Annotated in this window: 24 protein-coding genes, 4 pseudogenes and 1 other annotated feature; of the genes and pseudogenes, 26 read left to right on the forward strand and 2 right to left on the reverse strand. The window is 44.3% G+C overall.

The genetic code is table 11. The features are described 5' to 3' along the window. Nucleotide 1: 1 nt before the first annotated feature. From LC048_RS04365 to pheA, 26 genes and pseudogenes are all read left to right on the forward strand, one after another. Nucleotides 2-1,040 (forward strand): annotated as a pseudogene (locus LC048_RS04365) (type IV pilus twitching motility protein PilT). Further along, on the forward strand, nucleotides 1,040-2,245 hold the full coding sequence (locus LC048_RS04370) for a type II secretion system F family protein (protein WP_226603962.1): 1,206 nt from the start codon (nucleotides 1,040-1,042) through the stop codon (nucleotides 2,243-2,245). Before LC048_RS04365 ends, LC048_RS04370 begins: the two are co-directional and overlap by 1 nt. Nucleotides 2,246-2,369: 124 nt before the next feature. Next, nucleotides 2,370-2,786, forward strand: coding sequence for a type II secretion system protein (locus LC048_RS04375; protein WP_226603964.1), 417 nt, complete (start codon nucleotides 2,370-2,372; stop codon nucleotides 2,784-2,786). Beyond that, on the forward strand, nucleotides 2,776-3,123 hold the full coding sequence (locus LC048_RS24915; RefSeq protein WP_371931996.1) for a prepilin peptidase: 348 nt from the start codon (nucleotides 2,776-2,778) through the stop codon (nucleotides 3,121-3,123). Before LC048_RS04375 ends, LC048_RS24915 begins: the two co-directional genes overlap by 11 nt. Beyond that, nucleotides 3,032-3,538: a prepilin peptidase gene (locus LC048_RS04380; protein ID WP_371931997.1), complete on the forward strand. Its 507-nt coding sequence runs from the start codon at nucleotides 3,032-3,034 to the stop codon at nucleotides 3,536-3,538. The genes LC048_RS24915 and LC048_RS04380 overlap by 92 nt, the downstream gene beginning before the upstream one ends. A 16-nt stretch (nucleotides 3,539-3,554) precedes the next feature. Further along, nucleotides 3,555-4,538, forward strand: coding sequence for a type IV pilus biogenesis protein PilM (pilM, locus tag LC048_RS04385; protein ID WP_226603970.1), 984 nt, complete (start codon nucleotides 3,555-3,557; stop codon nucleotides 4,536-4,538). Next, on the forward strand, nucleotides 4,535-5,176 hold the full coding sequence (locus LC048_RS04390; protein WP_306049534.1) for a hypothetical protein: 642 nt from the start codon (nucleotides 4,535-4,537) through the stop codon (nucleotides 5,174-5,176). The genes pilM and LC048_RS04390 overlap by 4 nt, the downstream gene beginning before the upstream one ends. Then, the gene (locus tag LC048_RS04395; protein WP_226603974.1) at nucleotides 5,163-5,936 is read left to right on the forward strand and encodes a hypothetical protein; all 774 of its coding nucleotides are present in this window, start codon (nucleotides 5,163-5,165) and stop codon (nucleotides 5,934-5,936) included. The genes LC048_RS04390 and LC048_RS04395 overlap by 14 nt, the downstream gene beginning before the upstream one ends. 132 nt (nucleotides 5,937-6,068) lie before the next feature. Further along, nucleotides 6,069-7,175, forward strand: a complete 1,107-nt coding sequence (locus LC048_RS04400; RefSeq protein ID WP_226603976.1) for an SPOR domain-containing protein — start codon at nucleotides 6,069-6,071, stop codon at nucleotides 7,173-7,175. Nucleotides 7,176-7,367: 192 nt separating this feature from the next. Then, complete coding sequence (locus LC048_RS04405) at nucleotides 7,368-7,940, forward strand: Maf family protein (protein ID WP_226603979.1); 573 nt, start codon at nucleotides 7,368-7,370, stop codon at nucleotides 7,938-7,940. A gap of 83 nt (nucleotides 7,941-8,023) precedes the next feature. Next, entirely contained in the window at nucleotides 8,024-8,695 is a 672-nt protein-coding gene (gene radC / locus LC048_RS04410; RefSeq protein ID WP_226604069.1) for a RadC family protein, read from the forward strand. Nucleotides 8,696-8,856: 161 nt separating this feature from the next. Further along, entirely contained in the window at nucleotides 8,857-9,879 is a 1,023-nt protein-coding gene (locus tag LC048_RS04415; RefSeq protein ID WP_226603981.1) for a rod shape-determining protein, read from the forward strand. 182 nt (nucleotides 9,880-10,061) lie between these two features. Continuing rightward, nucleotides 10,062-10,953: pseudogene (mreC, locus tag LC048_RS04420) on the forward strand (rod shape-determining protein MreC). Beyond that, nucleotides 10,950-11,468 (forward strand): rod shape-determining protein MreD, encoded by a 519-nt coding sequence (gene mreD / locus LC048_RS04425; RefSeq protein ID WP_226603997.1) that lies wholly within the window; start codon nucleotides 10,950-10,952, stop codon nucleotides 11,466-11,468. The pseudogene mreC and the gene mreD overlap by 4 nt, the downstream one beginning before the upstream one ends. 376 nt (nucleotides 11,469-11,844) lie before the next feature. Next, a pseudogene (gene minC, locus LC048_RS04430) lies at nucleotides 11,845-12,456 on the forward strand (septum site-determining protein MinC); the annotation flags it as partial. A gap of 69 nt (nucleotides 12,457-12,525) precedes the next feature. Further along, nucleotides 12,526-13,329: a septum site-determining protein MinD gene (gene minD / locus LC048_RS04435; protein ID WP_226604002.1), complete on the forward strand. Its 804-nt coding sequence runs from the start codon at nucleotides 12,526-12,528 to the stop codon at nucleotides 13,327-13,329. A 153-nt stretch (nucleotides 13,330-13,482) separates the two neighbouring features. Next, nucleotides 13,483-14,263: pseudogene (locus tag LC048_RS04440) on the forward strand (peptidoglycan DD-metalloendopeptidase family protein). After that, nucleotides 14,256-15,122: a M50 family metallopeptidase gene (locus LC048_RS04445; protein WP_306049539.1), complete on the forward strand. Its 867-nt coding sequence runs from the start codon at nucleotides 14,256-14,258 to the stop codon at nucleotides 15,120-15,122. The pseudogene LC048_RS04440 and the gene LC048_RS04445 overlap by 8 nt, the downstream one beginning before the upstream one ends. Before the next feature lie 65 nt (nucleotides 15,123-15,187). Beyond that, on the forward strand, nucleotides 15,188-16,642 hold the full coding sequence (locus tag LC048_RS04450; RefSeq protein WP_226604011.1) for an Rne/Rng family ribonuclease: 1,455 nt from the start codon (nucleotides 15,188-15,190) through the stop codon (nucleotides 16,640-16,642). Between the two features lie 89 nt (nucleotides 16,643-16,731). After that, nucleotides 16,732-16,809: a sequence feature (ribosomal protein L21 leader region), on the forward strand. A gap of 15 nt (nucleotides 16,810-16,824) precedes the next feature. Then, nucleotides 16,825-17,133 carry a 50S ribosomal protein L21 gene (gene rplU / locus LC048_RS04455; protein ID WP_023627147.1) on the forward strand — a complete coding sequence of 103 codons (309 nt, stop codon included), beginning with the start codon at nucleotides 16,825-16,827 and terminating at the stop codon, nucleotides 17,131-17,133. Nucleotides 17,134-17,150: 17 nt separating this feature from the next. After that, complete coding sequence (locus tag LC048_RS04460; RefSeq protein ID WP_226604013.1) at nucleotides 17,151-17,483, forward strand: ribosomal-processing cysteine protease Prp; 333 nt, start codon at nucleotides 17,151-17,153, stop codon at nucleotides 17,481-17,483. 13 nt (nucleotides 17,484-17,496) lie between these two features. Beyond that, nucleotides 17,497-17,787, forward strand: coding sequence for a 50S ribosomal protein L27 (gene rpmA, locus LC048_RS04465; RefSeq protein WP_023627149.1), 291 nt, complete (start codon nucleotides 17,497-17,499; stop codon nucleotides 17,785-17,787). A 321-nt stretch (nucleotides 17,788-18,108) separates the two neighbouring features. Then, nucleotides 18,109-18,648: a Spo0B C-terminal domain-containing protein gene (locus LC048_RS04470; RefSeq protein ID WP_226604016.1), complete on the forward strand. Its 540-nt coding sequence runs from the start codon at nucleotides 18,109-18,111 to the stop codon at nucleotides 18,646-18,648. 45 nt (nucleotides 18,649-18,693) lie between these two features. Next, nucleotides 18,694-19,986: a GTPase ObgE gene (gene obgE / locus LC048_RS04475; protein WP_226604019.1), complete on the forward strand. Its 1,293-nt coding sequence runs from the start codon at nucleotides 18,694-18,696 to the stop codon at nucleotides 19,984-19,986. A 123-nt stretch (nucleotides 19,987-20,109) separates the two neighbouring features. Beyond that, complete coding sequence (locus tag LC048_RS04480; RefSeq protein WP_226604021.1) at nucleotides 20,110-20,562, forward strand: ACT domain-containing protein; 453 nt, start codon at nucleotides 20,110-20,112, stop codon at nucleotides 20,560-20,562. Nucleotides 20,563-20,587: 25 nt separating this feature from the next. After that, entirely contained in the window at nucleotides 20,588-21,436 is an 849-nt protein-coding gene (pheA, locus tag LC048_RS04485) for a prephenate dehydratase (RefSeq protein WP_226604072.1), read from the forward strand. 36 nt (nucleotides 21,437-21,472) lie between these two features. Here the strand turns inward: pheA and LC048_RS04490 are convergent, their stop codons facing one another. Both LC048_RS04490 and LC048_RS04495 read right to left on the reverse strand, forming a co-directional pair. Beyond that, the gene (locus LC048_RS04490) at nucleotides 21,473-22,012 is read right to left on the reverse strand and encodes a transcription repressor NadR (RefSeq protein WP_226604023.1); all 540 of its coding nucleotides are present in this window, start codon (nucleotides 22,010-22,012) and stop codon (nucleotides 21,473-21,475) included. A 59-nt stretch (nucleotides 22,013-22,071) separates the two neighbouring features. After that, a complete protein-coding gene (locus LC048_RS04495) occupies nucleotides 22,072-23,211 on the reverse strand; it encodes an IscS subfamily cysteine desulfurase (protein ID WP_306049542.1) in 1,140 nt (379 codons plus the stop codon). Nucleotides 23,212-23,687 lie beyond the last annotated feature (476 nt).

Genomic DNA, 23,687 nt, shown 5'->3' on the forward strand with positions numbered 1-23,687 from the left:
GATGAAGGAAAAAATGGAGCAATTATTGCGAATAGGATTTGAACTTAAAGCCTCGGATCCATCTAACCGTTGGCGTGCCGCCGATCTTCAGAATTAACGGTGAGTTACGAAGGTATGGGAAGGATATGCTGAAACCTGAGGATACTGAAGGAATGGCCCGAGCAATTGTTCCGACTGATTTGTGGGGCAGATTGAAAGAAAATGGGGAACTTGATTTTTCATATGGCTTGCCAGGAGTGTCTAGGTTCCGTGTGAACGCTTATCATCAAAGAACATGCCTTTCGCTGGCCATCCGGGTTGTGCCGACAATGATTCCATCCATGGAAGAGCTGGGGCTTCCAGAAGTATTGCAGAAAATCGCTGCGAAACCTCAGGGGTTGGTACTCGTCACCGGCCCGACTGGAAGCGGCAAATCAACTACGCTCGCAAGCATGATCCATTATATGAACCAGACGATGAGGAAGCATATTATCACACTAGAAGATCCAATTGAATATTTGCATAAGCATGGCAACTCGATTATTGATCAGAGGGAAGTTGGATTTGATACGAATAATTTTGCGAATGGATTGCGGGCAGCCCTCCGACAGGATCCGGATGTCATCCTCGTCGGCGAAATGCGCGATTTAGAGACAATTCAAACAGCCATCACCGCTGCCGAAACCGGGCACCTTGTTTTGGGGACATTGCATACATCAAGTGCACCAGCTACGATCAACCGGATTATCGACGTGTTCCCGCCGACGCAGCAAGCCCAAATTAGGATACAGCTTGCATCGGTGCTAGTTTCGATCGTTTCACAGCGCCTGTTTCCACTTCCAGATAAAAAAGGCCGGGTCGCCGCAACGGAAATCCTGATCAATAATGCCGCTACTGCGAACCTGATTCGTAGCGAGAAAATCCATCAGATCCTGAACATCATGCAGACCTCTCGTTCTATCGGGATGCATACGCTGGAAATGACCGTCAAGGAGTTCATCCAGCAAGGACTTATCTCGAAGGAAGCAGGGGAGCCATACCTCCAGGAGAGGGTGACGTAATGGCAAGGTTCCGATATGCAGGACGAGACAAAAAAGGCAGTACAAAAGGAATAATGAATGCAACTTCGAAACGTGATGCGCTTCAGAAATTAAAGGAGCGCGGAGTCAGGACATCCATGATCGAAGAGATACCCGAGACATTGTTGACAAAAGATATCTCAATCGGCAGTCCTGTCAAGCTGCAGCATATGGTCATTTACTTGCGGCAGTTCGCCACCTTGCTTAAGGCAGGTGTTTCCGTGGTCGATTCGACCAGGATCCTTGCAGAACAGACAGAAAGCAAGGCACTGAAGAAGGCACTGCTTGACATTGAACAAGAACTGGTCGAAGGAAATCCGCTTTCAGCCGCTGCAGCTAGGCATAAAAAGATCTTCACGCCTATGTTCATCAATATGATGAAAGCCGGTGAGGCAAGCGGCAGCATGGATGAAACGCTGGAAAGGCTGGCTGTCCATTTTGAGAAGCAGCATAATACGAGGCAGAAAATCGTTGGTGCGATGACTTATCCGGCCGTCATTGCTTTTATTGCCATCGGTGTCGTGATTTTCCTGCTCGTTTCTGTCGTGCCGACCTTTGTGCAAATGTTTGCAGACTTCGGCGGCGAACTGCCGGCGATTACCCGGTTTGTCCTCGGTGCCAGTGAGTTCATGCAACGTTTCTGGTGGCTTGTTATCATCTTGATAGTTGGCGTTATGGTGGGAATTGCGGTTGCCAGGAATAATAAAGTATCAAAATATTATCTTGATTATTTCATCCTCCGTTTACCGATCTTCGGCAAGCTGCTCAGGAAGGCGTCGATTGCGAGGATGAGCCGGACATTGAGCTCTTTGTTTACAAGCTCGGTACCGATTCTTCAAGCGCTGCAGATCGTCGAAAATGTCGTCGAGAATGAAGTCATGGCTAAAGTGATTAGGGAATCCCGTCTCTCGCTCGAGAGCGGCCAGTCACTGACAAGGCCGATGAAAGGCCACTGGGCATTCCCGCCGCTTGTCACCCAGATGATTGCGATAGGAGAAGAGACAGGCTCCCTTGACGCCATGCTCGCGAAAGTCGCCGATTTTTATGAAAAAGAAGTCGAGAATGGCACCGACCAATTGAAATCCTTGATTGAACCATTGATGATTGTCGTACTAGCCGCCCTCGTCGGCACCATCGTCACCGCCATTATGGTGCCAATGTTCGAGATTTTTAACCAAATAAATTAATGAACAGTCAAAAAGTTACAAAAACTTTATATTATATGATGCTATGACACCATCCAATCTATTATAATAGTAATAGATTCAGAAAATGCCGATAGGAAAATACTACTACAAGGGAGAGAATGAAATGTTCAAGCAAATGAAAAAAACACTCAAGAATCAAAAAGGTCTGACCCTGATTGAATTGCTAGCCGTTATCGTTATTTTGGGGATTATTGCTGCGATTGCTGTGCCGAGTATTGGTGGGATAATTAACAAAACTAAAAAAGATGCTCAAGTTGCTGAAGGTATTCAAATTATTAATGCCGCTAAGCTTTATATAACTACTAATCCAACAGCCACAACTATTTCAACTAGTGATCTTTCACAGTACTTAGATAATCCAAAAGATACTGATTTTAGTGTTAAAGTTGCTCAAACTAGTGGAAAATATAAATACACACTTGTTGATCATGAGGCATCTACCATTGTTACTAATGATGCTGCTGATGGTGCCAATACAGTTACTGAGGCGGAACTAAGAACTTATACAAATGCTAATTAATATTTTCTGTATTTTTTTATACGGCCTAATCCTAGGCTCCTTCTACAATGTAGTCGGCCTCAGGGTGCCGGAAGGGAAATCAATTGTCTCACCCCGCTCTTCTTGTCCGAAATGCGGGTATCAGCTTGGGGCCAGGGATCTGGTTCCGGTGCTGTCTTATATTTTTCAAAAAGGGAAATGCCGCCGGTGCAAGGCTGGCATTTCTCCTGTTTATCCGCTGTTTGAGCTGTTGACGGGGGGCTTGTTTGCCTTCGCATACATACAGTTGGGGCCTGGTGCCCGAGCTCCTTGTTGCATTGCTGTTGATTTCTTTGTTTGTGATCATTACGGTGTCTGATTTGAACTATATGATCATCCCTGACAAGGTGCTGATTGTGTTCTCCGTGATTTTTATCGCTGTCCGCTTAATCATTCCTATAGACCCGTGGTGGGTCTCGCTGGTTGGCGGAGCGGTAGGCTTTGCACTCTTGCTTCTGATTGCCGTCATCAGCCGTGGCGGGATGGGGGGAGGAGACATCAAGCTTTTCGCCTTGATTGGCTTTGTCCTTGGGCTGAAAGGCCTGCTTCTATCATTCTTTCTTTCTACGCTTTTCGGAGCATTATTTGGCGGTTTAGGTCTCGTTCTCGGGCTTCTCAAACGGAAACAGGCCATTCCATTCGGGCCATTCATCGCAATCGGAACGCTTACGACATACTTTTACGGCGAAACCATCGTCCAGATCTACCTCAGTTTCCTGCAATCAGGATTTTAGAAAAAGGAGTTTTGTTATGGCACTCTCGGTCTTTTCATCAAGAAGCAAAGTGATCAATCTCGTCTTTAATGACCAATATATTCGCTATGTGGAATTGAAGCAATCAACCCCTCCGGTTCCTTTGAGATGGGGAGAAAAGAAATTAAGTCCTGGAATGATCTCTGACGGGAAAATCGTTGATTTTGATACGCTTTCGATGGTGATCGATGAGTGCATACAAGATTGGAAAATTAATAAAAGGGAAGTCCGGTTCATTGTTCCTGATTCCATTGTGATTATCAGGAAATTATCGATTCCCTCCGATATAGCAGTAGATGAGATTAATAGCTACATCTACCTCGAACTTGGTGCCACCATTCATTTACCTTTTGAACATGCAGTGTTCGATACAGTTATCATGTCTAAAGCCGGGGAAAAGCAGGAGATTATCCTGTTTGCGGCACCAGAGAAAAACGTCCTTGAATATTCGGATTTGCTATCAGAGGCAAAGCTTAAGCCGATTGCGGCAGATATATCTCCGCTCGCTAATTATCGTTTGTTCAGCGCGGCTACAGATGAGCTGGAAAAAGCGAATGCCATTCTCGTACAATTCGACACTCACCTTGTCAGCATGACCATATTCGAGGGAGCCTTTCCATTGTTCCTTCGTCACTTGTCGATTGAATTGAATGATTGGCTGAACCCTGATGCTATGAGCGTGCAGCAGGATGGAGTTGGACAAGTGAATGAATTGAATTACCAATTTGAAGATGTCTACAAGGAAATCAGCAAATTAATGGATTTTTATACATATTCTTTTACACAAGGAAAGAAGATGATTGAACAAATCGCTGTAAACGGTGATCATCCTTTATTTGAAAGGATTTTGGCGGAAATGGGAGAACGTTTCACCATCCCCGTCAAACCGATTACCTATGATGGGTCATTGCATGCCGAAATGGAAGAGTTTCCTCGCAGTTATTATCTGGGGCTTGGCCTGGGATTAAAAGAGGTGAAATGATGCAAGTCGATATAAACCTGTTACCCAGGAGCAGCGAGAAAAAGATTCCATATAAGCTTGGTGCCTTTGTTTTCCTTCTCGTCGCTGCGTTGTTCACAGCCGCCATGTATTTTTGGGGAAACCATTACGAGCAAAAGATGGATACTGTAGACCAGCAAATTTCGAATACACAAGCCTTGATTGCTGCAGAAGAGGCAAAACATGAAGAATCAGAAGCGATTGGCTCCATTGCGATTCTGGAGCAGGCTGCAGAATGGGCGGAGCATTCTCCGATTGACACTGTGAAGTTGATGCAGCAGTTGATTGCGCTTTTGCCAGAACGGGGCTTTATTCAATTCTTTTCGTATAGCGAAGGCTCAGATCTCCTTCTTAGAGTTCAATTCGATACAAACAGAGACTCAGCCTATTACCTTAACTCACTGTTAGAAGCTGATTGGATCATAGATGCAAAGCTGGTGTCATTGACTGCGGAAGCTGAACTGCCTGAAGCTGCTGAAAATCAGGAATCGAATAACCTGTCTAATTCAGACTATGTTCTCAGGTATTTTGCTGAATATGCGATCAGCATCGATCGGTCCAAGGTGAAACGGAATCCTGCAGCTCAAATAGCAGAAGTGGATGGTGATGATGATGAGTAGCAGAGTGAATAAGCAGACTGTGTTCATCATCATGTCCGTTTTGTTTTTTGCCGCCATATTCTCTGGAGTATTTTTCTTTTATATAAAGCCGATTCAACAAAGTGTGGAGCTAAAACAGAACGAATTGAGAATGAACGAACAGCTGCTTCAGACGATCGGCAGCAATGAAGGCAGTAACATTAAAAGTGATAGCATGAGTGTGGCTTCTCTTCAACAAAAGCTGCCGGTCAAACCTTTAACAGAGCAACTTATTCTTGAAGTTGCCAAGGCTGAGACCATTTCCGACAGCTTTGTAAAAAATGTACATGTAAGTGAAACGCAAGGTCTGCCCGTGTTGGCAGCGGAAGAAAATCCAGCAAGCCAGCAGAATACTGAAGAACAGCAATCCGACTCAGAAACCCAAGCAGAAGGGGATCTACCAGCAGAAGCAGGAATCCCAGGGATGAGAAAAATCACGATTACACTTGAAATCGAGTCTATCAACTATTTGGGACTTGAAAAATTCATTCAAACACTCGAGAAATCTAAACGGATCATGACGGTAGAGGCAATTGAATTCACTGGACCTGATGAAATCAGAGATCTGGCGGCACGTAACTCTGTAACCATTCCATATAAGCTGATTGTATCTGCTTTCTATATGCCCGATTTATTGGAATTGCAAGATTTGCTCCCAAAATCCAGCTTTCCTGAACCTTCATCTAAAAGAGATCCATTTACTAGATTTGAGGATGTGAAAGCTGAAGATCAACCTCAATAAAATGTGTTGTTGCAAATCTACTAAAAAAATTGACGAAAGCATTCTATAACAAGACGACAAAAGTCTTGTTATTTTTTTTTGCCATTATGATAGGATGGAGCAAACACGAACGGGCAGGGGGAGGTACAAGCATTGGACAAGCATGGAAAGACGATCACGATCAAGATTAATGGCAAGGACCGTCCGGTTCAGGCAGACAAAAAAAGTAAGGTTAATGGAGTCGTAAAGAAACCTAAACAAGAAGAAAAGCTTCCATATGATAAAGGAAAAAGCAGCAGTTACCAGACCAATGAGAGCCAGGGAGAGAGCAGCAGAACGTATCCGCTCGAAAATGAGGTAGCAATGAATGAAAGTGCGGCTGCACAGGAACAATCCGAGGAAAGTTTTGACTGGATTTTGCCTGATCCAGTACAAGAGGAAGTCATCAAAGAATATAAAATCGCTCCGAAGCAAGAAAAAAAGCCGAAAAAGAAAGGTATTGGTATTTCGGTTTGGAAGACAAAAAAGAACAATCGCCTTTATCCAACTATTATTATGAATGTCCTTTTTGCCGTTTTGCTAGGGACAGCGTTTGGAGTGACATTCCTTAAATTCCTGCCATCAGAGCCAGATACTGCTGCACCAGCAGTCGCTCAGCCAAAATCTGGGCAGACAGCAGAGAAACCGGCAGGCGGGGAAGAGTCAATTGAGTTAACAACAATCCCGACCTTTGTCGTCCAGAATGGCATCTTCACTACTGAGGCTGCTGCAAAGGAAAGAGTGAGTCTCCTTGGTGGCCAGGGCGTCACAGCTGAGTTGTTTCCTGTCAATGGCCAGTTCGCCGTCTATCTGGGAACTGCCGGAAGCATTGAGGCTGCCAAACAGCAGGCAGAGGCACTCAAAGCCAAGGGCGTTGAGGTATTTGCAAAACCATTCGAAATTACAGGTGGCACTGCAGCCGGCTTAACTTCAGGAGAATCAGAATTCCTCAAGCAGGCACCGGAAATCTATTCCATCATGATGAAAGGTTCAGCTGCTGCTCCAGAGGAAGTCAAGAAAGCAGGGAATTATCAGACCATGGTCAGCAAGGTTGATGACAAGAGTGTAAAGAATCAAACCGTCCTAAAGGCTAAGACGAGCATGGAGAGGGCGGGTGCCGCTTTTATAAGCTATCAAAAAAGTAAGGATGCAAATCAACTGGCGGAAATGGAGAAAAGCCTTCTGGCATTCCTTTCTGCCTACCAGTCGCTCGGCAAGTAATGAAGAGAATTTGCAAGTCATGTTACAGAATATTTCCCGGAAAATTGTACAAATTAACAGAGCCTTCGGCAAAATGCGCCAGGCTCTGATTTTTTTTGCCAGAATAAGGACTTAAGATTGTTTGAACGGATGAACTTTGTTAGTATTAGCTTGTATCTCCCTTTGATGCAATAAGAAAAGAAAGGTGATTTTATGCAACGCCTCATTTTAGCCTCTTCTTCTCCACGGCGAAAAGAACTTCTTGAAAATCTCCGCTTGAAATTCGAAATCTTGAGCAGTGATGCAGACGAAAGTTTCTGTGAGTCCCTAAGCCCTGCTGAAGCGGTCATGGAGCTTGCTTCAAGAAAGTCGGGAACTGTGTTTCAAGATTATCCAGATTGTTTCGTGATTGGCTCAGATACTGTCGTGGTCCACGATGGAACAATCCTTGGGAAGCCTGAAAGCGGACAAGAAGCCTTGCAGATGCTCAAAAAGCTGTCTGGGAACACCCATTCAGTATACACTGGAGTATCAATCATCTCCCCTGAGAAGGAAACGCGTTTCTATGAAAAAACAGATGTGACGTTCTGGGATTTGTCAGATGAAGAAATCGACACCTATATAAAGAGCGGGGAACCATTCGATAAGGCAGGCGGATATGGAATCCAGGGATTCGGCAGCATGCTTGTCAAAGAAATCAGTGGGGATTATTACACAGTTGTTGGACTTCCTGTATCGAGATTGATCAGGGAGTTAAGAAAAATCGGTTATAACCTTCCTTATTAAAAGAAAGCCACAGAAACTTCTTCTACACTTCCCTCGTCATAATCAATGACCGGGAGGAAAATCTATTGTCTACACATTCATTAATGATCAGAGATTATCCGCAAAATGAGCGGCCTAGGGAGCGATTTGTCCAGAATGGCCCCCAAAGCCTATCTAATCATGAATTGCTTGCCCTGCTGCTTGGTACAGGCTCGCGGGAGGAATCAGTCCTCCAGCTTGCCAATCGGATGCTTTCCCAGTTTGAAGGGCTACGTCTGTTAAAGGATGCGACCCTTGAAGAGCTGACCCAGATAAAAGGGATCGGCCAGGCAAAAGCGATTCATGTCCTCGCAGCAGTTGAAATCGGCAGGCGCATCGCCAACCATACCCTTGATGAACGCTATGTGATCCGCTCACCGGAAGACGGAGCGAAATATTTAATGAATGATATGCGCTTTTTGACTCAGGAGCATTTTGTCTGTCTGTACTTGAATACGAAAAATCAGGTGATCCACAGGCAGACAATATTTATCGGCAGCCTTAACGCTTCCATTGTCCACCCTAGAGAGGTATATAAGGAAGCGGTTCGCCGGTCGGCAGCGTCTGTCATTTGCGTCCACAATCATCCCTCCGGTGATCCGACCCCGAGCAGGGAGGATATAGAAGTGACAAAAAGACTTGCAGAATCCGGGAAAATTGTCGGGATCGAATTGTTAGATCATTTGATCATTGGGGAAAATAAATATGTTAGTTTGAAGGAAAAAGGGTATGTATGATACTAGGATTTTGATTGACGTTGCGATATAATATAATTTATGATTTTTGCGGACAAAGTTAAAATTTTGTCAGGAAATCTGCCTATGAACAATCAACTAATTTTGTTATAGATTGCCTGTTCTTTTTATTGCATTTTTTGTTAAGAAAGGGAGATACAAACATGTTTGGGATTGGAACAAGAGACCTCGGAATCGACCTTGGTACTGCTAATACACTTGTTTATGTAAAAGGAAAAGGAATTGTTTTAAGAGAGCCGTCCGTTGTTGCGCTTCAGACGGATACAAAAAATATTGTTGCTGTCGGTAATGATGCAAAAAATATGATTGGGCGTACACCGGGTAATGTCGTTGCATTAAGGCCAATGAAGGACGGCGTTATTGCTGATTATGAGACAACAGCGTCAATGATGAAATACTATATTAAACAGGCAACGAAGAATAAAGGCTGGTTTGCCGGCAAGCCTTATGTGATGGTATGTGTTCCTTCAGGAATAACAGCTGTTGAAGAACGTGCGGTTATTGACGCAACTCGACAGGCAGGCGCAAGAGATGCGTTTACGATTGAGGAACCGTTTGCAGCAGCAATCGGCGCAAATCTGCCAGTTTGGGAGCCAACCGGCAGCATGGTTGTCGACATTGGCGGCGGTACGACAGAAGTGGCGATCATTTCTCTTGGCGGCATTGTTACATCACAATCTGTCCGCATTGCTGGTGACGAGATGGATGCTGCAATTATCAATTATATCCGTAAAACTTACAATCTGATGATTGGTGAGAGAACAGCTGAAGCGATTAAAATGGAAGTTGGTTCAGCAGGAAATGCCGATGGAATTGAGAATATGGAAATCCGAGGCCGTGACTTGCTGACAGGATTGCCTAAGACAATAGAAATTACGGCAGAGGAAATTGCCAAAGCGCTTCGTGACACAGTATACGCCATTGTTGATGCTGTTAAGCTGACGCTTGAAAAAACACCGCCAGAACTTGCTTCAGATATCATGGACCGTGGAATTGTCCTCACAGGCGGAGGCGCGTTGCTTCGTAACTTGGACAAGGTCATCAGTGAAGAAACGAAGATGCCCGTATTGATTGCTGAAGACCCGCTTGACTGTGTGGCAATTGGTACAGGCAAGGCATTGGATCATATCGATTTATTTAAGAACAAAGCAAAAGAATCCAGGTAAGAACAAAAGCGCAAGCGCCTTGTTCAGCCCCGACAAGAGCTGGAGCTGGATCAAGAAAACCAAATGCAGTTATCCACCTAAATAATTTTATAATTTTCTTAACAAATAGGAAGAAGGGAAGCGGGGGAAATCCACTTCCCTCCTCTTCTGTCATCCATTTTTTTAGATTAGAGGTGTAGATCATGCCACAGTTTTTCTTTAATAAACGCCTGATAATGCTGCTTGTGAGCATTATAGTCCTCGTGGCATTGATTGGATTTTCTTTAAGGGAAAGAGAAGCATTGACATGGCCCGAGCAGTTTGTCAAAGACTCTACAAGCTGGGTGCAATCCGTTGTCTCAAGACCAGCGAATTATATTGCCGGTTTAATCGAAAACCTTCAAGACTTGCAAAATACATATCAGGAAAACAAAGAGTTGAAGAAACGCGTTGATGATATGGACCGCCTTGAAGCGAAAGTATACTCCCTTGAAAAAGAAAACGAGGAGCTTCAGGAAATTTTAGATAAGAAAGAATCGCTAGCAGACTATGAACCAATCCAGGCAGTCAGGATTGCCAGAAGTCCTGAACGCTGGAATGAACTGATCATCATCAACAAAGGTGCATCTAACGGCGTTGAAAAAAAACATGGCTGTCATCACTGCAAAAGGGTTAATTGGCAAGGTTAAGAGCACGACACCATTTTCGGCAACCGTGCAGCTGATCAGCTCCATTGACCCGACTAACAGAATTTCTGCGATTCTCCAGGCCGATGAGCCGCTTTACGGGACCATCGAAGGGTATGACAAGAAGAAAGAACTTCTCTTGTTAAAAGGGCTGCCGTATGATGCTGAAATTGAGAAAGGACAGAATGTCGTCACGACTGGTATGGGTGGGATTTTCCCGAAAGACCTTCCAATCGGCAAGGTTGTCAAAGTTGTACCGGATCAATTTGGCCTGAATCAAACAGCATATATTAAGCCTGAAGCAAATCTTTATGATTTGGAACATGTCATGGTTGTCAAAAAATCGATGGTCTCCGTCGACATTGAAGAAAGCTTGGAAGATAGTGAAGGTGAGGAGGAAGGCAATTGATCCGTTTCCTGCTCCCGGCACTTTTCGCTTTGTTATTCATTCTCGAAAGTTTGTTTGTCGAACTTCTGCCTGCAGAATTATTCAACAGTGACCGGATCCTTGTTCCGCATTTCCTCATGGCAGGGATTCTATTTTTGACGGCTTACCTGAACCCAAAACATGGGATTCTTTATGGTATTATCTTCGGTCTGCTTTTTGATGTCATCTACACAGAAATCATCGGGATATATCTATTCATGTTCCCGTTCATCGCTTATTTGATTGCAAATATGATGCGAATGCTGCAGACCAATATTTTGATCGTTTCAATCCTATCACTTCTTGGCATCATCCTCTTGGAGGTAGGAGTCTACGAGTTGATGCTGTTGATAAAAACGACTGACCTGGACTTTTCGACCTATGTTAAAATAAGACTAGTTCCGACATTGATCCTAAATCTAGCTTTTATAATATTGGCTGCCTATCCATTTAAAAGACAGTTCGAGAATGCTGCAGACAGACTTAGAAACGATTAATAAACCCTTATCAGTTGTGTTTTTGAAGGGCACATAAAAAAGAAGCTATTCTTTTTTGACTTGAAGGAAACAGCGAATTGTGGGAATTATTGATCACGCCCATTCAAATAAAGGAATCTGAGGGAAGCTTGTCGAATTCCTTTTAGGTGAAATAAAACAGACTTTCCAGCCCCTTACTGCTCCTCAGGTCAAAGGGGTTCTTTAGAAGACCTTTGGAGGATGTAGGCTGACACAGGTGTTAGGCTTTGTCGCTTTGGAGCAAGGGGAGTTTATTTGAGTACTTGACAGGCTGTGGAATTGCTTCCTCACAGGGTGTTTCATTCCTGTTGAGGCTGACCAAGGCGCTAGCGCTTTTCTTATGAGGTGAACATCCAGTATGAAGAAAACACAAAATGTGACAATAAAAGGAACAAAAGATGGACTTACGCTCCATTTGGACGATACTTGCTCCTATGATGAATTGAAGAAGGAATTAGACAGGAAGCTTTCGAATTCAACTCGTGTTCAGGAGGAGCAACAGCTGCTTTCTGTCAAAGTGAAAGTAGGGAATAGGTATCTGACAAAAGCTCAGGAAGAAGAGCTGAAAGACCTTATCAGGCAAAAGAGAAACTTGTTTGTCGAGGACCTTGAGACGAATGTGATTACCAGGGAGGAAGCTGCAAGGCTTCGCCAGGAAACAGAGATCGTGCCTGTTGCCAAAGTGATCCGTTCAGGCCAGGTTCTTGAGATAACAGGAGACCTGCTGCTCATTGGTGACGTCAATCCTGGAGGAACGGTCAAGGCAACAGGGAATATTTTTATCATGGGTGCCTTGAAAGGGGTTGCACATGCTGGTACGGAAGGGAATAACGAAGCGGTCATTGGGGCCTCTGTTATGAAACCCTCGCAGCTCAGGATCGGTGATTGCATCAACCGGTCTCCGGACCAAACCCCTGAAGATGATAACCGCGTGATGGAATGTGCTTATATATCTGACAGTCAACAGATTGTTGTTGATAGATTGCAAGTTTTAATGAAGAAAAGACCTAGTTTAACCAGATTTGAAGAGGCCTCTAAAGTGGGAGAAGCAATAGTAGTTACATCCGGAAAAGGCGGGGTTGGCAAAACGACAACTTCTGCTAATATAGGTACTGCTTTGGCCCTTCAAGGCAAAAGAGTCTGCCTGGTCGATACAGATATCGGCTTGCGCAACCTGGACGTTGTCATGGGGCTTGAAAACCGCATTATATATGATCTTGTCGATGTAATCGAAGGAAGATGCAAGATTCATCAGGCACTTGTAAAAGATAAGCGCTTTGATGACCATCTTTATTTGCTCCCAGCAGCCCAGACGAGTGATAAAACTGCTGTTCAGCCGGAACAAATGAGAAAATTGGTGAATGAACTGAAGCAGGATTATGACTATATCGTGATCGATTGCCCGGCTGGAATCGAGCAGGGCTATAAAAACGCCGTCGCCGGTGCTGACAAGGCGATTGTCGTGACAACACCAGAAGTATCCGCTGTCAGGGATGCGGACAGGATTATCGGTCTGCTGGAAAAAGAAGAAAATGTGGAAGCACCAAAACTTGTCATCAACAGGATCCGCACCCATATGATGAAAAATGGCGACATGCTTGATGTGGATGAAATCACAACACATCTTTCGATTGACTTAATCGGGATTGTTGCCGATGATGATGAAGTCATCAAAGCATCAAACCACGGTGAGCCAATCGCACTGAATCCAAATAGCAAAGCATCCATTGCATACAGGAATATCGCCAGGAGGATTCTCGGCGAGTCCGTTCCCTTGCAGCAATTAGACAACGATAATAAAGGTGTATTTTCGAAGATTAAGAAGTTCTTCGGAGTCCGCTAAAAAAAAGCATCTGCTCTCGTTCTACGAGGACAGATGCTTTTTCTATTCGATTCACTCAAAACACATTTTCTAATGATTGAATTTGTCATACTCTTGATGGACAGGTCATAGACTTGTACTAACTTAGAGTACAAGGGGAATGGTGGGGATTGGATGAACTCGAGAGCTGATGATATACGCAGAAGGATGATGAAAAGGAAAAGAGAGCGGGAAAGAATGGAGAAAATGAGCCATAACCGCCTTTTCTCAACGGAGGAAGAACGGCATGGTTTTGACAGGATTCCCTCTTATGACACGGGTCCAGGGGAAGGCGGGCACCCCCTATTCAAGAAGGAAGTGTTTCTCTTCAAGGTACTTGCTTCCGCTTGCCTTGTTTTGATTGTGGCGATTATTTTTCGGAGTCCATCTGAAAAAGCAGAAACCATCCAGCATTATGTGAAGCATACGATGGATCAGGAATTTCAGTTTGCAGCCGTTTCAGACTGGTATGAAGACAAATTTGGCAAACCGCTGGCGTTGCTTCCAGCCAAAAAAAAGTGGTGATGAAGAAAACCAGCAGGATTTAATTCCAGACAATCAGTACGCACTCCCTGCTTCCGGGAAAATCCTTGAAGATTTTGGCGACAATGGCCAGAGAATCCAGATTGAAACTGGCAAAGGAGCCGGCGTGGAAGCCATGGATGAAGGGCTTGTCCACTTTGTCGGTATAAAAGAAGGTTTTGGTAAAACGGTCGTTGTGCAGCATGCTGACAAGAGTGAAACATGGTACGGGAATCTTGAAAAAATTGATGTAAGCCTCTATGAGTATATTTCTAAAGGAGCGAAGGTAGGTACGGCAATGGATAGTGTGGATGGAATAAAAGGTTCATTTTATTTCGCCATTAAAAAAGGGGATGACTTCGTAGATCCCGTCCAGGTGATCAAGTTTGAATAAAGCCATTGCGTTATTGCGAAAAATACACATCCATCCTTTATTATGGGTGATCATCGCCCTTGCTGTTGCGACCGCGCATTTCATAGAGCTGATGATGGTGCTGCTGATTATTTTTGTTCATGAACTGGGACATGGTGCTGCAGCTTCTTTTTTTTCGTGGCGGATAAAGAAAATCTCCCTGCTTCCTTTTGGCGGGGTAGCTGAAATGGATGAGCACGGGAACAGGCCATTAAAAGAAGAGTTGCTTGTTGTTCTGGCAGGCCCGCTGCAGCATGTTTGGATGATTGCGCTGTCTTATATCCTGTTTATCGCAGGGTTTTTCCCGGAAAAATGGCATTTGCTGTTCATTCAATATAATATGATGATCCTCTTGTTCAATCTTATCCCGATCTGGCCTTTGGATGGAGGCAAACTCGTGTTCATTTTGTTATCAATGAACAAATCATTTCAAGAAGCCCATCTGCGGACGATCTATGTATCAGCAGGTACATTGATGATATTCTCAGCAGTCCTTCTCATCATCGCCCCGTTGACATTGAATGTCTGGGTCATCATCGGTTTCCTGGCATTTTCGCTTTACTATGAATGGAAGCAGCGGCGATTTATCTTCATGCGTTTTTTGATGGAAAGGCATTATGGGAGACAGTTGGATTTGCGAGAGCTCAAGCCGATAAATGCAGCCGAAAATGAAATGGTCGACCAGGTCCTTGAAAAGTTCCAGCGTGGCTGTAAGCATCCAATCATCGTCAAGCAGCAGAACGGCACGGAAATGGTCATGGATGAGAATGAATTGCTCCATGCTTTTTTCAGTGAGAAGTTATTATCGGCGAAAATAGGAGATTTGCTTTACACCTTCTAAAATAGGATAATGAATGCAGCGCAGACACTATTTGCGCTGCATTTTTTTGCGGTTAAGGAGAAACGATGTACAAGTTAATCATTAATGCAAATTCTAGAGAAAAGCGCTTCGCTTTGGTCAAAAATGGTGAAGTCGAAAAATTATATATTGAACAGCCAGACCAGCAATCGCTAGTCGGGAATATTTACCTTGGCACCGTAGAAAAAGTGATCCCGGGAATGAACGCAGCATTCGTGAATTTTGGCGAAGAAATAAGCGGCTTTCTTCAGAAAGATAAGTTAGCATCCTACATACTGTCCGATGACGAGAATAAAACGAACCGCTCGATCTCTTCCTATGTCCATCAAGGCGAGAAGTTCTTGGTTCAGGTTGAAAAAGATGCATCCGGAACAAAAGGAGCGAGGCTGACGGGAGTCATTGAATTACAGGGAGAGAACCTTATCTATATGCCCCAGGGAAAATATATAGCTGTTTCAAAAAAAGCAGACTCACCAGAGGTCAGAAATAAATGGAAAGACTTCGCCAGCCAGGTCAAAACGCCCGAGGAAGGTCTTATTTTCAGAACTGAAAGCCTGAATCAGACCGAGGAAACAATCATGCATGAGCTGGAGGAGCAGCGCCGTCGATACGCGCAAATGAAAAAGACGATTTCAACAATGAAGAAGTCCGGAATCGTTCACACCCGTGATTACTTTTTTGAGCAGGCAGTGACAGCACTTCTATCTTTTGCAAATGGAGAAGTGATTACGGATTGCCTCGATTTCAAGAAAAGTATGGAGCGTCATATTACAGAAGGTATAGAGATAAAGCTTTATAATGGGAAAGATCATATTTTTTCTTTTTATAAAATCGAACAGGAAATCGAGCGTTTGCTTAAAAGGATTGTTTGGCTGGAAAAAGGAGCGTATATGGTCATTGATCAGGGTGAAGCACTTACGATGATTGATGTGAATACAGGAAAGTTTTCCGGCAAAACCGATTTGCGTGACACTATTATGAAAACGAATATGAATGCGGCAGTCGAAGCAGCAAGGCAAATCAGGCTCAGGGATCTTGCTGGCATCATTTTGATCGATTTTATTGATATGAAGGCTGATAGTGAACGGAGCAAGGTGCTGAAACTTATTCAAAACGAGCTGACCCAGGATGAACGCAGGACAAGGGTCATCGGGTTTACGGAGCTTGGCATCCTCCAGTTGACAAGAAAGAAGACGAAACAGTCACTGGCCGAGACTCTGACCGAGAAATGCTGGACATGCGGAGGTACAGGTCAGGTACTGAGCACGGAATCGGTCGCCTATACACTAGAGCGCGCATTGTGGGAGTACAAACACTCCGATTATGAAGAGATTCATGTCGCAGCGACGAATGAGGTCATACACACTTTTTCAGGTGAAGCTGATATCCATAAATTGAGGCTTGAAAAAGCACTTGGTTTTACGATAAAATTCTCGGTGTCAGACGCGGGGAAACCTTTTTATGAAATTCTTAAGGTTCGTGCTTCGACAGAACATGGTTGAACTAAGGCTGGCTATTAAAAGAACATTGATTATTATGTTGACACTTTTGCTCGGCATATGGTAGTATTTTAATGTTATTGTTTGTAGCACCCGTGCTACAACCGCTCACACCAGGTAATTAAGATTGCATTTTGCAACGCCTGTTGATGGCGAGTCTGAGTCTAATGAGGAGGTGCACTGGAATGTACGCAATTATCGAAACTGGCGGCAAGCAAGTAAAGGTAGAAGAAGGACAAGCAATCTACATTGAAAAGCTAAACGCAGCTGAAGGCGAAACTGTAACTTTTGACAAGGTTCTTTTTGTAGGTGGCGATAACGTTAAAGTTGGTAGCCCAGTAGTTGAAGGCGCAACTGTAACTGCTAAAGTTGAAAAGAACGGCCGTCAAAAGAAAATCATCGTTTTCAAGTACAAAGCGAAAAAGAACAATCGTAAGAAGCAAGGTCATCGTCAGCCTTACACTAAAGTTGTTATCGAAAAGATCAACGCTTAGGTTATAGGCGGATTACCATGATTCGTGCAACGATTAATCGTACAAAATCCGGAAGCATCCAATCGTTTACGATTAGCGGCCACGCTGGATTTGCTGCCCATGGCAGCGACATTGTCTGTGCAGGTGTTTCGACCATCTCGATCGGAACCGTCAATTCCATTATTGGATTGACAGGTATCACCCCGGACATTGAACAGGGTGCAGATGGCTTTCTCCGCTGTGAAATCCCGGACAATTTGCCTGAGGATACACAGGAGAAAATTCAGTTGCTCCTCGAAAGCATGGTCATTACATTGCAATCGATGGAAAAAGAGTACGGAAAGCACATAAAATTAACCTTCAAAAAGTAGGAGGTGGAACAAAATGTTAAGATTAGATCTTCAATTCTTCGCTTCTAAGAAGGGTGTAGGTTCAACTAAGAACGGACGTGACTCAATCTCTAAGCGTCTTGGCGCTAAGCGTGCAGATGGTCAATTCGTAACTGGTGGTTCTATCCTTTACCGTCAGCGCGGAACTAAAATCTACCCAGGTGTAAACGTGGGTAAAGGTGGAGATGACACTCTATTCGCTAAGGTTGACGGCGTCGTTAAATTCGAACGTCTTGGCCGTGACCGCAAGCAAGTAAGTGTTTATCCTGCAGCTCAAGAAGCGTAAGCCAAAGAGAAGCCCTAACCACTGCGGTTAGGGTTTTCTTGTTGTTAAGGAATTCATAAAATTTGTTGAGTTATGGTTAACTCTATGAAATTTCCTTAATCCAGCTCCAGCGCCTAGCCCTTCGAATCGTTTCGATTCTGCCAATGAAGTCAAAGAGCGACTTCACTGTCAGGCCCTCCAGCGCTTGCGTGGCTGAACGAGGCGCTTGCGCTTTTTGTTCTATTTATAGCTTCTATACTAAACAATATACATAATTAGCTTACGCAGAATGGCTTTTTTGTTATACTTACACCAAGCAGTCTTATGAGTAGGAGTATGTGTATGAATAAAGAGTGGGATACAATCGAGGTTTTGCGCCATGCACGCCATGATTGGATGAATCAGCTTCAACTAATTAAAGGGAATTTATCGCTGAATAAAGTGGACCGGGCTAAAGAGATCATTGAAGAAATTATCATGGAAGCCAGGCAGGATGCAAAGCTATCTAATTTACATCTTCCTCAGTTTGCCTCTACATTGTTAACCTGCAATTGGGAGAATCATCATTTCCAATTGGAATATGAAGTAATGGACTCCCAGAACTTCCACAGATTAGATGACCAGCTGTTGACAGGCTGGACAGAGCAGCTTTTTGATGCATTGAATTCTTCGATTGAACAATATCAGGAAAATCATCTCTCCGTCACAATTGAACCGCAGGAGAAAGGAATCGGGTTCTTTTTTGATTTTAGCGGAATAATAAATGATAAAAATCGTTTGAAAAGGTTCCTGGACCAGCAGCCGGGTTACAATATGAAAGTAATGTCGGATGGCATTGTCGACGGGGAATTGACGATAGAAGTTTTTATGGAATCACTCTAGGGAAACATAGAACATAACAAATTTCAGACAGGTGGTAATGACATAATGTTTGTCGATCAGGTTAAAATTTATGTAAAAGGCGGGGACGGCGGCGATGGAATGGTCGCGTTCCGACGTGAAAAATATGTTCCGAAGGGCGGCCCTGCCGGCGGCGACGGAGGTAACGGTGCCAATGTAGTTTTCCAGGTGGAAGAGGGACTGCGCACTCTGATGGATTTCAGATACCAGCGCCATTTCAAGGCACCGCGCGGCGAGCACGGAATGTCTAAAAACCAGCATGGTAAAAATTCAAAGGATATGATTGTCAAGGTTCCACCAGGGACAATTGTTTCCGATGCCGAGACCGGCGCGATCATTGCTGACCTGGTAGAGCATGGTCAGAAATCTGTCATCGCGAAGGGCGGACGCGGCGGACGTGGCAACTCACGTTTCGCAACACCGGCCAACCCTGCACCAGAGCTTTCCGAAAAAGGTGAACCAGGACAGGAAAGAGAAATCATCATGGAATTGAAATTGCTTGCAGATGTAGGGCTGGTAGGCTTCCCGAGCGTAGGGAAATCAACGTTGTTGTCTGTTGTTTCAGCAGCTAGACCGAAGATTGCAGAATACCACTTCACGACGATTGCACCGAACCTGGGGATGGTCGAAACTGAAGACAACAGAAGCTTTGTTCTTGCGGACTTGCCAGGTCTTATCGAAGGTGCGCATTCAGGTGTCGGCCTTGGACATCAGTTCCTTCGCCATATCGAACGTACACGTGTCATCATCCATGTAATCGACATGGCCGCAACAGAAGGCCGCGATCCTTATGAGGATTACTTAACAATCAACAACGAATTGAAAGAATATAACTTAAGGCTGACAGAGAGACCACAAGTAATTGTAGCCAATAAAATGGACATGCCTGATGCGGAAGAAAATCTGAAAGTGTTCAAGGAAAAGCTAGGGGACGAACACCCTGTTTTCCCTATCTCCGCTGTTACAAGAGAAGGTCTGCGTGAATTATTGTTCGCGGTAGCTGACCTGATTGAAAAGACTCCGGAGTTCCCTCTGATTGAAGAAGAGGAATTGGAAAAAGATGAAAACCGCGTGATGTACAAGCATGAAAAAGCAGAACAGGAATTCCAGATTACCCGCGAATCGGATGGAACATTCGTCATTTCGGGTGACAGTATCGAAAGGCTGTTCAAGATGACAGATTTCTCTAGGGATGAATCTGTCCAAAGGTTCGCCCGCCAGATGCGCGGCATGGGCATTGATGATGCTCTTCGTGAAAGAGGCGCAAAAGATGGAGATACAGTCAAGCTGCTTGAATATGAATTTGAATTCGTGGAATAGGCTTAAATGATTTTGGAAGGTCGATTAGCCATCACAGGTTAATCGGCTTTCCTCTTTACATAATTGTTTTTTCGCATTTTATAAAAAAAATAAAAAAGCTGGCATTCTGATGGGGTGGTGGAGATGAAGCAAAATCAAGATAGGAAGTTTTATCTTGTTCGTGAAGATGTCCTGCCTGAGGCGATGAAGAAGACGCTTGAGGCAAAGGAAATGATCGAACGTGGTAAAGCAGAGTCGGTCTGGGATGCAGTTCAAAGGGTCGACTTGAGCCGGAGTGCATTTTACAAATACCGAGATACAGTCTTTCCGTTCCATACAGTGGTGAAGGAACGGATCATTACACTGTTTTTCCAGCTTGAAGACCGGTCTGGTACGCTATCTGAACTGCTGAGTACGGTAGCTGAGACTGGCTGCAATGTTCTGACCATTCATCAGACGATTCCGCTGCAAAGCAGGGCGAATGTAACGCTAAGCTTGAATGTCACTGAAATGAGAGTCGAAATGGATGAGATGCTCGCAAGGCTGAAAAGACTGGAGTTTGTAGAAAAAGTTGAAGTACTGGGTTCAGGAGCTTAAAGAGAGTGCTTTGCTGCAGGGGGAGATGGGCTTGAAAATTGGTTATCTTGGACCGGAAGCAACCTTTACGGATTATGCTGCCCGGCAATTATTTAAAGAGGCTGAGAGAATTCCGTTTGTGAGTATACCAGAATGCATGGATGCGGCCTCAGCAGGAGAAATTGATGCCGCAATCGTACCGCTGGAAAACTCCATCGAGGGTTCAGTTAATGTCACAATCGATTATTTAGTCCATGAAACGGATCTTCAGATTGTTGGTGAAGCCGTGGTGCCAATCAGGCAGCATCTGCTGGTTCATGGGGATAATATCGGCAAGTGGAGGAAAACTGAGACGATTTGCAGCCATCCGCACGCACTAGCACAGTGCCATAAATTTTTACATAAAGAATTCAAAGGAATTCCTCTTGAACATATGTCATCTACAGCCGCAGCGGCTAAATTTGTACAGAGTCATCCAGAAAGGAACATCGCTGCGATTGCCAATAGCCTTGCTGCAGAGGAATATGGATTAGTTATGGTTGAGCAAAATGTCCATGATTACAGTTATAACCATACGGTATTTGCTGTTCTGGCGAAGGAAGGTCATGACAGTTACATGGCTCCAACCGAAGAGTCCAAGACAAGCTTGATGATTACACTGCCTTCAGATCGAGCAGGAGCCCTCCATCAGGTGTTATCTGCTTTCTCATGGCGGAAGCTCAATTTGTCTAAAATTGAATCACGCCCTATGAAAACAGGGTTGGGTAAATACTTTTTCATTATCGATATCAATTTGAAAATGGATGACGTATTAATTCCAGGAGCCATGGCTGAACTAGAAGCACTAGGCTGCACCGTTAAAATGCTTGGAAGCTATTCAAGCCATAGGGTATAAAAAAGATCCATCGAGTGTGATGGATCTTTTTGCATTCTATTCTAGATTAATCAGTAAATCTTCTTTTCTTAACGTCTCTTCTGCTTCATCGAGCGCCTTTTCTGTCGGAGCAGAAATTGTGTGCAAGTGGATTCCATCCGTTAACTCTGATAAATAGGAAGCATTGGTGGCTCTGATTTTTTCCATGAACTGCTTAACTTCATTTCGATTTGAGACCATGATGGATGCTGTTAAATCCCCATAAACAGGGTGCTCGATTTTCACGTCCTTAACAGTTACTCCGTGATCAACAAGAAGCAGGAGTTCTTCTTCTGTCCTTTCAGGGCCATGGGAAACGGCAATGGTCCTTTCCGCTGCTGAAGGACGTGATGCATGCATATATAGATATCCCTGGCTGGTAGCAATGATTGGTTCGTTTTTCGCTTTAAGCAACGTAATATCGCCCACAATGACCTGTCTGCTTACATTCGTTATCGCCGAAAGCTCGCCTCCGGTTATGGGCTCTCTGCTTTCCTGCAGACGTTTCAGGATGTAAGCCCGGCGTTCATCTCCGAGAATTTTCGTAGGTTCCTTCATAATCCGATCGCTCCTTCGACTTCTTCATTCGAAAATTTTACCATAAAATCAGCTTGAAGTTAAACGGCCGGGATTTGAGCTGTGACTGCTGCAAGCATTTTTCCAAGATCGACTGCATCTTCCTGACTGGTTTCCCTCCCGAATGAAATTCTGAAGAATTCCTTTGCCTGTTTCCCTGTGATACCCATTGCAGACATCGTTTTTGCCGGTGAGAGCATGCCTGTATGACAAGCGGTACCCGTGGAAATCGCAAAGCCTTTGCGGTTGCATTCAAGAAGGACATATTGTCCCTCCAATCCCTTTATCGCCATTCCCATGATCCCTGTAAGCTGTTCATCGCCCTCTGCACCAAAAATCTCAATTGATTCCCTGACATCTGAAAGAGATTCGATTAGAGCCTCTCTTAATTTAATAAGTCTTTCTCTTTCTTTATCCATGAGGGAATGTGCTTTTTGCGCTGCAGCAGTCATTGCTGCGATTCCCGGGACATTAACCGTGCCAGGCCTGAAGCCTTTTTCATGTACAGTACCATCAATGTAAGGCCTCCAGGCAAGCTTGGGATTTACATAAGCCACTCCAGTTCCTTTAGGTCCGTAAAACTTATGGCATGAAATCGAAAGGGCATCCACTCTTCCGGCAAGTGGAGCAATTGTAACTTTTCCAAAGGTCTGCACACAGTCCGTGTGAAACAGTATTTCTTTTGATCGGCAATAGTCAGCCAAATTGATGATTGGCTGGATTGTTCCGACTTCAGGATTCCCATGCTGAATCGAAACGAGCACAGTTTCGGGTCGGACAGCTTCGATGAAACGCTCAAGCTCAATTTTGCCATTTTGGTTCAAAGGGAGGAATGTGATCTCCCATCCTTCGCCTTCAAGCTTATTCATCAAATTATAGACGGAGGAATGTTCTGCTGCCCCGGTAATAATATGATTGCCGTGTTTTCTTTTGGCAGAGAGGAGAGCCATAATGCCAAGGTAATTCGCTTCAGATCCTCCACTTGTAAAATAAATCCCAGCCTTATCAACACCAAGCAAGCGCGCGAATTCCTGTCTGCAGCTCTCCAATAGATTAGCAGAAGCACTGCCCGCTTCATGAAGGCTCTGACTATTTCCAAAGTACTTTGTCGATGCCTGAATAAAAATATCTGCCGCATCATGGTCAAGCGGACAAGTTGCCGCGTAATCAAAATATTTCATGGGTTCGCTCCTGTTCAATATTATTGGCTTGTATGTGCCCGGTAATATGAGTTTCTTGTATTAAGGTTATATGAAGGTTCAACTTTTGCCCGAAAACTGTCTTTCTATCGAATCTCGGTAACAAAGAAGAGCCCACATGTGCTCGAAATCTGTGTGTTTTCCGGATCTCGGTAACAAGAAGGGCCAACATGTGCCCGAAATCTGTGTGTTTTCCGGATTTCGGTAACAAGAAGGGCCAACATGTGCCCGAAATCTGTGTGTTTTCCGAATCTCGGTAACAAGAAGGGCCAACATGTGCCCGAAATCAGACTTTCTTACGAATCTCGGTCACAAGAAGAGCCAACATGTGCCCGAAACCTGAGTGTTTTCCGGATCTCGGTAACAAGAAGGGCCAACATGTGCCCGAAACCTGAGTGTTTTCCGGATCTCGGTAACAAGAAGAGCCAACATGTGCCCGAAATCTGTGTGTTTTCCGA

Source organism: Mesobacillus subterraneus (assembly GCF_020524355.2).
GTDB lineage: Bacteria > Bacillota > Bacilli > Bacillales > Cytobacillaceae > Mesobacillus > Mesobacillus subterraneus_C.